A 12118-nucleotide genomic window follows, 5' to 3' on the forward strand; every position below is an offset into this window, starting at 1 on the left:
TTCTACATCCCTTTGTTTAATTTTTTCTCCCAGAGACCTAACAGGCGACTGGTCGTAAAAGTTAAAATAAAATAAATCATCGCCGCAGCCAGTAATGGTTCTAAGCCGATGTAAGTAATATTTTGCACACTAGTGGCTCCAAAAACAAGCTCAGCGACACCAATGGCCGATAACAAGGAAGAATCTTTAATGACGGTGACAAATTCATTTCCTAAAGCCGGCAAAATATTACGAATCGCTTGCGGCAAAATAACAAAGCGCATCGTTTTTGATTGTTTCAATCCTAATGAATAAGCAGCTTCCGTTTGGCCTTTGTCCACCGCTTGAATGCCGCCACGAATTATTTCAGCCACATAAGCCGCCGAATTCATCGCAAGTGGAATTAAGCCGGCCAAAAGCAAGCTTAAATCGACATTCATAATGGAAATTCTCGGCACCGGAATTTTGCCATAAAGTAAAATAAAACCAATCAAAATTTGGAGAAACATCGGGGTGCCACGAAAAATTTCAATATAAGCACTGGCCAAAAAACGTAAAAAACGATTGCCCGATAATTTTAGTAAGGCGAGTAAAGTACCCAAAACCGCTCCTAAAACAACGGTGATTAACGAGATAAATAAAGTTACCACAGTCCCATTAATAAAGTAGCTGGAAAAATCGGATAAAAAAGAAAAATTCAAAACATGTCCTCCTTTAAAAATTTCAACACAGAAACCTTCCTTGAATATTTCAAGAAAGGTCGGTCTTTTTAATAGTATAACTTCTTTTGGACTTTTTTAAAAATTTTCTTATTGGGCGTTTTCGTCGGCCAACTCAGAATTTTTTTGGACAATCTCGTTGATCTTGTCATTTTCAATTAAATCGTTGATTACTTTGTCGACTTCCGTTTTCAAATCGCCGGAATTTTTTGGTAAGGCAATGGCATAACTTTCATCATCACTTGAGGTCAATTCGATATCGGCAATCGCTAAATCAGTATTTTGTTTAACGTAAGCTTCTGCCACGGCACCTTCTAAGACCATGGCATCGAGGCCACCTGAAGAAATTTGGATTAACATCGTAGTGTTTTTAGGAATTAAAATTAAGTTGGCATCTGCTAATTGTTCTTTAGCGACATCTTCTTGAATCGAACCTTTTTGGGCGCCAACATTTTTTCCAGCTAAACTTTCTGGCGTTGTATATGTTGCTAAATCTTTTTTATTAATAACTACTTTTTGTGAAGGGGTAAAATAAGGCGTTGAAAAATCGGCGCTCGCTTGACGTTCTTCAGTTGCTGAAATCCCAGCTAAAACCATATCTAATTTACCCGCTTGCATGGATGGCAATAAATTATCAAAATCTAATTGCATAATTTTAAGATCGACGCCTAAAGAATCGGCGACTGCTTGGGCAATATCAATATCGACACCGACAATTTCATTTTTGCCATCGACTTGCATTGGAAATTCAAATGGTGCGAAGTCTGGCGATGTACCAATCACTAACTCGCCGGCCTCTTTAATATCGGCTAAAGCGGTTGTGTTGTCTGCTGTATTTGCGTTGGGTGTGCTACTTGTATCCGTTGAACTTTCTGGTGTTGACGAACATGCTGCCAAAAGAAAAATAGAACTCGCTGTAAGTAAGGTTGCTAAAATTTTTTTCATATTAAAAACTCCTTTTATAATTATGCAATTTTGTTTTTCATTCTTGCATAATTATCATAACAAAATTTAAAATAATTGCAAGCATTAATTCGAAAAAAATTCATCTGAAAGCGAATTATTCAAAAAAACTTTTTAAAAATAGCGATTTTTTGTATATTATACGTTAATTTAGCATAAAAAAACTGAGTCAAATAAATTTTTGACTCAGTTTTTTGTTTTATTCCATTTTTTATTCTTTTTCGTGGCGTTTTGCTCGGCGAGCTAAACGACGTGCTTCTTTTTCGTCTACTGCAGTGTTTCCTTCAGTTGATGAACTTTCTACGACTTCAACTTTTTGTTCGTTTTTTTCAATCCGTTGGCGAATTTTTTCTTCTTGGCCCGTTAAGCGTGCATAACTATAAAATCGCCGTTTGGCATCACTGACCGTTTTAGCAAAAAGTTGCCCGGCTTGATCTGGATTAGTCGTTTCTAAAGCTGAAAAGCGCGTTTGTTTGCGCATAAAATCAGGCATCAATGAAAAATCAGGTTTCTTGAAATCTAAAACCATCGGCACTTTTCCATTTTCTTCTAATAGAGGATTATATCGATACAATGACCAGTAACCAGATTCCACAGCTTCTTTGGCTTCAGCCAATGTTTGGCTCATGCCAGCTTTCAAACCGTGATTGATACAAGGAACATAAGCAATAATTAATGATGGTCCAGGGAATTTCTCCGCTTCTTCAAAGGCGCGAATGGTTTGCATTTGATTGGCACCGGAAGCAATTTGCGCTACATAAATATTGCCATAGCTCATAGCCATCATGCCTAAATCTTTTTTCCCAAAATATTTACCAGAAGAAGCAAACTTGGCAATTGCTGAAGTTGGTGTAGCTTTTGAAGTTTGACCACCAGTATTGGCGTATACCTCGTTATCTAGTACTAAAATATTTACATCTTCACCAGTTGCTAACACATGATCAATTCCGCCAAAACCAATATCATATGCCCAACCATCGCCACCAATTAACCATTGAGATGGTTTAGCAAATTGATCTTTTTGTTCTAATAAATGCAGGAGATGTGTGGTTGGTCTTTGCTCATTTTCAGCAGTTAAAGCTGCCAATAATTTTTCTGCTCTTTGACGCGTTCCTTCGCCTGTTGAAAAATGTTCCAACCAATCACTAATTAGCACTTGAATTTCTTCAGAACTTTCTTTAGCATAAGCAATTAAATCTTGGGCTAATTTTTCCCGCCGTGTTTGATTGGCTAAATACATCCCAAAACCAAATTCAGCATTATCTTCAAATAAAGAATTTGACCAGGCTGGACCTTGTCCTTGATCATTTTTCGTATAAGGCGTTACTGGGAAAGATCCCCCGTAAATAGAAGAACAACCCGTCGCATTAGAAATCATCATCCGATCGCCGAACATTTGAGTAAGTAATTTCAAATAAGGGGTTTCTCCACAACCAGAACAAGCAGAAGAAAATTCAAATAAAGGTTTATTAAATTGCGTTGCTAAGACGGTATTATTATTTTTGATTGGATTTTCTTTAGCATTTAAAGTCATGGCAAAAGCCCAATCCATCGCTTCTTCTTTTTGCGTTTCGTAAGGCATCATTTTTAAAGCAGCGCCAGCTTTTGGACAAGCTTCGACACACAAACCGCAACCGGTACAATCTTCAATAGAAACTTGAATCCGATACAAAAGTCCGTCTGAACCTTTCATGGTTTTAACAATAAATCCTTCTGGTGCTTCTTCCATTTCCTTTTCATTAGCTAAAAATGGACGAATCGCCGCATGAGGACAAACAAAGGCACATTCATTACATTGAATACAAAAGTCCGCATTCCATTCAGGAACTTCTAAAGCAATTCCCCGTTTTTCATATTGCGTCGTCCCCACAGGCATGGCGCCTTCTGTTAAACCGTGGTCAGCCAAATCTTTCACTGAAATTGATTCGCCTTCTAGCGCATTGACGGGTTCGCTAATTTCATAGAAGAATTTTGGCAGATGACTTGGTAATTCTTTTTGAATTTCCACTGCTTGTGCCCAATCTTCTGGCACATCCACCCGGTGCAATAAGGCGACTGCCCCATCGATGGCGGCAATATTTTTCTCAACTATAGCTTGCGATTTTTTTCCGTACGCTTTTTGAGCGGACTCTTTTAAAATGGATAATACTTCTTCAAAAGGAATAATTTCCGCTAATTTGAAAAAGGCCGTTTCCATTGCTGTATTAATCCGTCGACCTAATCCCAAATTTTGAGCTAAGCTAACCGCATCAATCGTATAAAATTGAATTTGATTTTCGGCTAAATATTTTTTAAGTTTGGCTGGTAAATTTTGTGCTAATTGTTGATCATTCCAAACGGTATTCAGTAAAAATGTGCCGCCAGGTTTTAATCCTTTAGTCAAATCATACAAATGTAAATAAGATGCCGTATGACAAGCAATAAAATCAGCATGTTCAATTAAATAACTGGAACGAATGGGCGTATCACCAAAACGTAAATGAGAAACCGTTAAGCCGCCAGATTTTTTGGAATCATAATAAAAATAGCCTTGGGCAAATTTATCCGTGTTATTTCCGATAATTTTAATAGCTGATTTATTCGCTCCCACTGTTCCATCTGAACCAAAGCCCCAGAATTTTGCTTGGAAAGTTTGCGGATTCGTTAAATCTAAAATCGGTGTTTGCGGTAAACTCAAGTGGGTCAAGTCATCGTCAATCCCCACTGTAAAACGAGTTTTCATTTGGGACTGAGATTTCGCCAATTCATCGTAAACTGCGACAATATGATTAGGTAAAACATCTTTTGAACCTAAACCATAACGCCCGCCGATAATCACGGGATGTGTTTTTGCATCATAAAAAGCACTTTGAACATCTAATAAAAGTGGTTCGCCACCAGCCCCTGGTTCTTTTGTCCGGTCTAAGACGGCAATTTTTTCCACGGTATTAGGCATTATACTTAATAATTTTTCAATTGGAAATGGGCGATACAAATGAATATTTAAAAATCCTACTTTGCGTCCTTGTTTACGCAAATAATCCACTGTTTGTTCAATAATCGGACCGACACTACCCATCGAAATAATCACTTCGGTAGCTTCAGGGTCACCATAATAATTGACTAAATCATAATTTGTGCCCCGCAATTCGTTGATTTTTTCCATATAATGGCTAACCATTGCTGGCAACTGATCATAATATGAATTGACCGTTTCTCTTTGTTGGAAAAAGATTTCTGGCGGTTGGTTGGTCCCGCTGACGGTAGGATGATTAGGATTCATGGCTTTATTTTTAAATTCAGCCAAAGATTTTTGATTTAAAAGTGGCGCCAATTCTTCATAATCAATCACTTCAATTTTTTGAATTTCATGACTCGTCCGAAATCCGTCAAAGAAATTAATAAATGGTAATCGTCCTTCAATAGCTGCCAAATGCGCTACCGCTGTTAAATCCATCACTTCTTGAACAGAAGATTCTGCTAGCATCGCCACTCCTGTTTGGCGAGCGGCCATAACGTCGGAATGATCACCAAAAATACTTAGCGCGTTACTGGTGACGGCTCTTGCTGCCACATGAAAGACTGCTGGTAACAATTCGCCAGCCATTTTATACATATCGGGAATCATTAATAATAATCCTTGTGAAGCTGTATACGTGCTGGAAAGTGCGCCTGTTTTCAAAGAGCCGTGCAAAACACCGGCAGCTCCTGCTTCAGATTGCATTTCCACGACTTTAACTGGTTGTCCGAATAAATTTTGGCGCCCGACACTGGCCCACTCGTCCACTAACTCAGCCATGGTGGAACTAGGGGTAATTGGATAGATTGCTGCTAACTCTGTGAAAGCATATGAGATATAAGCTGCTGCTGTATTCCCATCCATTGTCTCTTTTTTTCGCATCGATTAAGACTCCTAATTTTTTAAATTTTACTTCCTCTTCATTATAGTCCAAAATTTCACAAATTCAAATAAAGACTAAAAAGGTTATGGAAAAAGAAAATCTTTTCCATAACCTTTTTCAATTGATTATTTTAATATAGTTCCAAATATTGTTCGCGTTCCCATTCGGAAACCGTTTGACGGAAAGCTGCCCACTCCATCTTTTTAGCTTCGACAAAATTATTTAAAATATGGCTGCCAAGTGCCTCTTTAACAACTTCATCTTCACGCAATACTTTAATCGCGTTGTGGAGCGTTGAAGGCAAATCTTCAATACCATTTTCTTTGCGTTCGGCTTCAGTCATGCCATAAATATTTCGATCAATCCCAACAGGCGGTTCCATTTGATTCACCACGCCATCAAGTCCTGCTTCAAGTAAAACGGCCATTGCTAAATAAGGATTCGCCGCTGGATCGACGGAACGTAATTCTAAACGCGTGGATAAGCCGCGAGATTCTGGAACTCGCACTAAAGGTGAGCGATTATGCCCACTCCAAGCAACATAAACTGGCGCTTCATAACCAGGCACCAATCGTTTGTAAGAATTTACCGTTGGATTACAAATCGCCGTATAACCTCTGGCATGTTCCAAAAGTCCAGCTAAAAATTGATAAGCCGTTTGAGACAATCCAGCTTCATTTTCTGGATCATAAAAAGCATTCGTGCCATCTGTATGAAATAAACTCATATTGCAATGCATCCCGCTACCATTAATGCCATAAAGTGGTTTAGGCATAAACGTGGCGTGAAGTCCGTGTTTGCGCGCGATTGTTTTGACAACTAATTTAAAGGTTTGAATATTATCACAGGCGTCAAGCACGTCGGCATATTTAAAATCAATTTCATGTTGGCCAGGCGCGGCTTCATGATGGCTTGCTTCCACTTCAAAACCAAGATGTTCTAACTCTAAAACAATATCGCGGCGGCAATTTTCACCTAAATCCATAGGGGCAAAGTCAAAATAAGATCCTTTGTCATTTAAATTTAAAGTGATTTCACCTTTTTCATCTAATTTAAATAGGAAAAATTCTGGTTCAGGTCCTAATTTAAAAGAAGAAAATCCTAATGTTTCCATATGTTTAATGGCTCGTTTTAAATTCCCCCGAGGATCGCCTGCAAAAGGGGTGCCATCTGGATTATAAATATCACAAATCAAACGAGCGACTTTACCATGGGCATTCTCCCAAGGAAAAATCATAAACGTATTTAAATCAGGATACAAATACATATCGGACTCTTCAATCCGGACGAATCCTTCGATGGAAGAGCCGTCAAACATCATTTTATCGTCTAATACTTTTTCTAATTGGCTAATGGGTACTTCGACATTTTTAATCGTGCCCATAATGTCAGTAAACATTAAACGCAAGAAACGTACATTTTCTTCTTCAACTAATTTAATAATTTGATCTTTTGTTTTCATCTTGATCATCCTTTACGGTTTATTAAGGGATTGACTGGCCCTAGTCCGCCTTGTTGGGCGATTTCATCATATAAAATTTTTCGAACTTCTTCATCGGTGAGCTGTGTTGCTTGAGACTGCTTTTGTGCTTTTTTTTGTTGATACAATAATTTTATTCCCGCCATGTTCAAGCCTTCTGTCAAATAATCTTTGATCTCTAATAAACGATCTAGATCATTGAGGGAATAAAGTCGGCGATTGCCACTGGAACGAACGGGTTCAATTAATCCTTGATCTTCATAATAACGAATTTTCCGAGCCGTTAAATCGGTTAAAGAAATAACCGTACCAATTGGAAAAACGGCCAACGATCGGCGCAATTCTTTTTCTCTCATAATGCCCCCTGCCTTTAAAAATTATCATTTACATTGGTTACTATACCAACTGATAAAAAATTTGTCAAGTTTTCATGTGAGGTTTTCTGACATGAAAAAAAGACCTCCCAAAATTTTTTTGGAAGGTCATCTTTTTTATTGGTAATACACTTCATTGACTGCTTGGCAAACTGCCAGTTTTACATGTTCGTAAGTTAATCCACCTTGCAAATATAAAATATATGGCGGGCGAATCGGACCGTCACTAGATAATTCAATGCTGGCGCCTTGAATAAAAGTTCCGGCGGCCATAATTATTTGATCGTCGTAACCTGGCATTTCAGAAGGAATTGGTAAGACGTTGGCATCTACTGGCGAATATTTTTGAATTTCTTGGCAAAAAGTAATCATCGCTTCTTTTTCATTTAGAGCAATTCGCTGAATTAAATCCGTTCTAGGTTCGTCCCAACGCGGACTTGTCACCACTCCATGCAAATCTAATAAAGCTGCCGTAAAGACGGCCCCTTTAATTGCTTGGCTAACCGTGTGAGGTGCTAGGAAAAATCCTTGCAACATCGTAGGAACCGTATCTAACATTGCACCGGTTTCTAAACCAACGCCTGGTGTAGTTAAACGATAACCACACATTTCTACTAAATCACTTCGCCCAGCAATATAGCCACCCGTTTTAGCAATGCCACCGCCAGGATTTTTAATTAAAGAGCCGGCCATTAAATCCACACCGACATCGGTTGGTTCTAAGACTTCAGAAAATTCGCCATAACAATTATCGGCAAAAATAATAACCGATTGGGAAAGTTCGCGAATTTTTTTGACCATTTCCGCCATTCTTTCAATGGTAAAAGAAGCACGATCGGCATAACCACATGAACGTTGCAAAGCGACAACTTTAACGTCTGGCGTTAATTTTTCGGCTAGTTGGGTAAAATCAACTTCACCATTTTCTAACAAGTCCACTTGGTCGTAAGTAATGCCCCATTCTTTTAAAGAGCCAATGCCAGAACCCGTCAAGCCGATGACTTCCATTAACGTGTCATAAGGCGTTCCTGTCAAATACAATAATTTATCTCCTGGCCGTAAAACGCCAAATAGAGCAGTGGAAATCGCATGAGTGCCAGAAATAATTTGCGGGCGAACCATGGCTTTTTCAGCGCCAAAAACTTCCGCATAAACTTTTTCTAACGCATCTCGCCCTAAGTCGTCGTAACCGTAACCTGTAGACGGCGCAAAGTGGGTTTCAGAAATTTGCGCGTGATTAAAAGCTTGTAGTACTTTGGCTTGATTTTCTAAAGCAATATTCTCTAAACTTTCTATTTGTAGAGCAATTTTTACTTGAGCTTCATTAATTTTTTCTTGGAGTTCTTTTGAGAAATTTTTATTCCAATTCATCTTCAGACGATAATCGTCTTTCACTTCCTTTATTTTAGTTGGCGTTTTTCTCGTCATCTGAAGCATCGTTTCTTTCAATCAGTGGCATATTTTTTTTGGCGAAACCTTTTATTTGATAGCGTTCAGTTTCTTCATCAAAATTTTCTTGGACAATCAAGGTTTCTGTTTTCAAACGAGCCAACTTATCTCCTTGATTAGCCGCAATCACCACTACGTATGGTTCCAAAATTTCTAACATTTCTCTTTTCACTGCCGTAGTTAATATTTCGCGGCCATTTTCTGACCTTGTGGAAATGAGACAATTAGGAAAAAGCGTCGGGACAAATGATTCATCACCTAACAAATCAGCTTTATTATAGACCGTTAAACGAGGAATTTCCATTAAATCTAAATCTTTCAGCAAGCCCAACACGGTTTCTTCTTGGCTTAAACGCGTGGGACTGGCGGCATCGACGACATGCAATAATAAATCCATCTCCGCACTCTCTTCTAAAGTCGATTGAAAAGCATCAATCAATTGGGTGGGCAAATCTTGAATAAAGCCAACCGTGTCAGTAACGGTCACTTCAAATCCTTGTGGAAAACGCCAGCGTTTCGTTAACGGATCCAATGTGGCAAATAATTGATCCTCTTCGTAAGTATTTGTTTCAGTTAATAAATTTAAAATAGAAGATTTACCAGCGTTAGTATATCCTAATAAACCAATTCTAAACGTTGAGCCGGAAAGTCGTTTTTGCCGAGCGACTTGACGTTTACGCCCGACCTCTTGTACTTCGCGTTTAATTTGCAAAATTTTATCGCGAATATGACGGCGATCCGATTCTAATTTAGACTCCCCGGGTCCGCGGGTACCAATCCCGGCCCCAAGACGAGACAAACTCGTTCCCATCCCGCTTAATCTTGGCAATAAATAATTTAACTGAGCTAGTTCAACTTGCAATTTTCCTTCTTTGGAATGGGCTCGCAACGCAAAAATGTCTAAAATTAATTGAATGCGATCGATAACTTTAACACCTAACTGCTCACTTAAATATTGTCCTTGGCGCGGCGATAATTCTTGGTTGAAAATAACTAAGTCGGCCTCATGGGCTTCCACCATATTTTCAAGCTCTTGTAATTTTCCAGAACCAATTAAAGTTTTACGGTCAAAATTTTGTCTTTTTTGAGTCAGGGTTTCCACCACTTGACCATTTGCCGTTTGCGTTAAATTAGCCAGTTCTTCCATTGAAGCTAAAAAGTCGGTCTGTCCTGCTGTTTCTACCCCGACCAAAATTACTTTTTCTTGTTCTTCCATAGTTTCTCCTTTACTCCTGCTTTAGCCATTGACTAAGCTGGTTGAGAATTTCCTCTTTTACCCCTGGCTCGTCCAGCTGATAAAAAGTTAAATCCATCCGATTTTTAAACCAGGTGATTTGGCGTTTGGCATAGCGACGAGAATTGCGTTTCACTAATTCTATTGCTTCAGTTAAAGAAATCTCCCCTGCAAAATAAGGGAAAAATTCTTTATAGCCAATCGCTTGTAAAACGGTTCGTTTCTCTTGAAAATTTTCTTTTTGAAAATGATATAATTTTTCTGCTTCTTGTAACAAGCCCTCTGTCATCATTTCATCCACTCGTTGATTGATCCGCTCATAAAGTGTCGGACGTGGCAAAGTTAACGGAATGAAAAAAATATCAAACCCGGGATCTGCTCGGGTAGTTATTTTCCGATCTAGTGCACGAGTGATCCGCCGCTGATTATTAGGATGAGTGGTGGCGGCGAGCTGGGGATCTTTTTTTTGTAATTTATCCCACGCGTTTTCTTGTTGACTCGTCGATGTTGCTAATTGATCCGTCACCGAAAATCCTTCTAGCAAAGCTTGCACGTAAAGACCGGTACCACCAACAATCATCGGTAAATGGCCACGTTCTTCAATTTCTTTTATTTTTTCATTTGCCGCTTTTTGAAAATCAAAAGCTGAATAATTTTGATCCCACGGTAAAAAATTTAACAAGTGGTGAGGAACGCCTTGTTGTTCATCTAAAGACACTTGATTGGTACCAATCGGCAAATTTTCATAAACTTGCATCGAATCGCCGGAAATAATTTCGCCTAAAAACAGTTGGGCGATTTCAATACTTAAAGCCGTTTTTCCTACAGCGGTTGGTCCAACAACGACAATTATTTTTTTCATAGACGTCCTTTCCAGATGGCTTCCCGCGCCTCTTTCGGGTAATCGGTAATAATCGCACTTAGGCCTAAATGTTTGGCATAGAGCAAATCTTTTTTCGTATTAACGGTCCACGGACGAATTAATTTTGGGAACAAAGCTATTTCACTTGCTTGGCGCTGCACCCATAAAAAATCAGGATGCAAACTAGTGATAAAGGGATACTTTAAGACTTTGGCAATTTTTCTTTGATTGTGGCTAGCTAAAAGTGCCAAAGATAATGCCGGTTTTTCTTCGTGAATGGCCAGTAACGTCTCTAAATTAAAACTAGAAATTAAAATAGAAAACGACCAATCTTGCTTATTCAAAGCTTCTACTAGTAAAGGCACCAACGTTGGATAAGCAAATTTATTCGTTTTGGCTTCAATATTCAATGTGCCGGTAAATTTTTTTTGCTGTAAAAAATGTAAGACTTCTGGCAGCGTCATGATGGTGCTAGGATGATTTGTCGAACCAATATTTAATTGTTGCAGCTGGCTCAAGGTCATTTTTCGGACTAAACCTTTACCATCACTGGTGCGATCGACGGATTCATCGTGAATCACTACTAATTGTTGGTCACTTGAAACGTGAACATCTAACTCTAATCCATCCGCATAATTTAGCGCATCGGCAAAACTTTCCTTTGTATTTTCTGGAAAATGAGCGCTACTTCCTCGGTGAGCAAAAATTTCCATTTGCATTCACCTCCTATCCCTATCTTATCAATAATTTTGATATTTAAAAACCCTGAAACTTTTCTTTTTTACAAATTGAGTGCATACTTAATGTAAGGAATAAAAAGGAGGAAGAATCATGAAAAAATTTTTCGTCGGCGTATTAGTAGGAAGTGCCATTACAGTAGGAACGGCGGCTGCATTTGCCTATTGCGTGAAAAAAAATGTCATCGCTCCGCTTGAAGAAAAAGAAGATATTTTATATGACAAACGGCAAAAAGCTCATCGTAAAAGTTTTGCCCGTTAAACACAAAAAAGCTGCGACTTTAAAAAGTCGTAGCTTTTTTTGTGTTTAGATTTTTTCAGCCTTGTTTATCGGTGAAATAAATGCAATTCCTAGGTAAATAGACAAAATGCCTACTGAGTGCTTTGCACTCATTCACCATTTTCCTAATTTACTACGGAATTATTCGCATTTTTTTCAA

At 38.6% G+C, this 12118-nt stretch carries 10 protein-coding genes; 1 reads left to right on the top strand and 9 read right to left on the bottom strand.

The window, feature by feature from the left end; translation table 11 throughout:
* Positions 1-2: 2 nt before the first annotated feature.
* The 9 genes from BQ5341_RS08620 to BQ5341_RS08660 all read right to left on the bottom strand — a co-directional run bounded on the left by BQ5341_RS08620 (position 3) and on the right by BQ5341_RS08660 (position 11654).
* Complete coding sequence (locus tag BQ5341_RS08620; RefSeq protein ID WP_071131592.1) at positions 3-680, bottom strand: amino acid ABC transporter permease; 678 nt, start codon at positions 678-680, stop codon at positions 3-5.
* A 108-nt stretch (positions 681-788) separates the two neighbouring features.
* The gene (locus BQ5341_RS08625; protein WP_071131593.1) at positions 789-1643 is read right to left on the bottom strand and encodes a transporter substrate-binding domain-containing protein; all 855 of its coding nucleotides are present in this window, start codon (positions 1641-1643) and stop codon (positions 789-791) included.
* Positions 1644-1872: 229 nt separating this feature from the next.
* Positions 1873-5541 carry a pyruvate:ferredoxin (flavodoxin) oxidoreductase gene (gene nifJ, locus BQ5341_RS08630; protein WP_071131594.1) on the bottom strand — a complete coding sequence of 1223 codons (3669 nt, stop codon included), beginning with the start codon at positions 5539-5541 and terminating at the stop codon, positions 1873-1875.
* A 131-nt stretch (positions 5542-5672) separates the two neighbouring features.
* Positions 5673-7004: a type I glutamate--ammonia ligase gene (gene glnA, locus BQ5341_RS08635; RefSeq protein ID WP_407920128.1), complete on the bottom strand. Its 1332-nt coding sequence runs from the start codon at positions 7002-7004 to the stop codon at positions 5673-5675.
* Between the two features lie 5 nt (positions 7005-7009).
* Complete coding sequence (locus tag BQ5341_RS08640; RefSeq protein ID WP_071131596.1) at positions 7010-7378, bottom strand: MerR family transcriptional regulator; 369 nt, start codon at positions 7376-7378, stop codon at positions 7010-7012.
* A gap of 135 nt (positions 7379-7513) precedes the next feature.
* Positions 7514-8767 (bottom strand): methionine gamma-lyase family protein, encoded by a 1254-nt coding sequence (locus BQ5341_RS08645; protein ID WP_071131597.1) that lies wholly within the window; start codon positions 8765-8767, stop codon positions 7514-7516.
* A gap of 34 nt (positions 8768-8801) precedes the next feature.
* Positions 8802-10061, bottom strand: a complete 1260-nt coding sequence (gene hflX, locus BQ5341_RS08650; RefSeq protein WP_071131598.1) for a GTPase HflX — start codon at positions 10059-10061, stop codon at positions 8802-8804.
* Positions 10062-10071: 10 nt separating this feature from the next.
* The gene (miaA, locus tag BQ5341_RS08655; protein WP_071131599.1) at positions 10072-10941 is read right to left on the bottom strand and encodes a tRNA (adenosine(37)-N6)-dimethylallyltransferase MiaA; all 870 of its coding nucleotides are present in this window, start codon (positions 10939-10941) and stop codon (positions 10072-10074) included.
* Positions 10938-11654 carry a glycerophosphodiester phosphodiesterase family protein gene (locus BQ5341_RS08660; protein ID WP_071131932.1) on the bottom strand — a complete coding sequence of 239 codons (717 nt, stop codon included), beginning with the start codon at positions 11652-11654 and terminating at the stop codon, positions 10938-10940. The genes miaA and BQ5341_RS08660 overlap by 4 nt, the downstream gene beginning before the upstream one ends.
* Before the next feature lie 118 nt (positions 11655-11772).
* On the opposite strand from BQ5341_RS08660, the gene BQ5341_RS08665 reads away from it, so the two are divergent.
* The gene (locus BQ5341_RS08665) at positions 11773-11940 is read left to right on the top strand and encodes a DUF3042 family protein (RefSeq protein ID WP_071131600.1); all 168 of its coding nucleotides are present in this window, start codon (positions 11773-11775) and stop codon (positions 11938-11940) included.
* Positions 11941-12118: the final 178 nt, after the last annotated feature.

The organism is Enterococcus timonensis (genome assembly GCF_900104595.1).
Taxonomy (GTDB): Bacteria; Bacillota; Bacilli; order Lactobacillales; family Enterococcaceae; genus Enterococcus_J; species Enterococcus_J timonensis.